This window comes from Macrococcoides caseolyticum, from assembly GCF_002902665.1.
Lineage (GTDB): Bacteria > Bacillota > Bacilli > Staphylococcales > Staphylococcaceae > Macrococcoides > Macrococcoides caseolyticum.
On the sequence record NZ_PPRM01000086.1, the window covers coordinates 1 to 264 of the forward strand.

Annotated in this window: 1 pseudogene; it reads left to right on the plus strand. The window is 43.9% G+C overall.

Annotated elements, in window-relative coordinates:
* Positions 1-75: 75 nt before the first annotated feature.
* Positions 76-264 (plus strand): annotated as a pseudogene (locus CD152_RS10145) (relaxase/mobilization nuclease domain-containing protein); the annotation flags it as partial.

Below are 264 nucleotides of genomic sequence, written 5' to 3' on the forward strand. Positions count from 1 at the left end.
GATTAAAAAGCTGACAGAAGAATTTCAGGCATCTAAGCATGAATTTGAACGACTTCAGAATGAGGTGCATCAGATATGGCACAGACTAAAGTAGCTTTGTCTAAAAGTGCCACGGCATCCATCAAATATGGGCGTGATGGTAAGGATAAGGACACACAGGAGAAGAAGTGTATCGCAATGTCTGGGATCAACTGTGATCCGAGTAACGCTGAATATGAATTTCGTGTCGTGAGGAAAGCGTTCAACAAGGCGAAGGACGAAGGC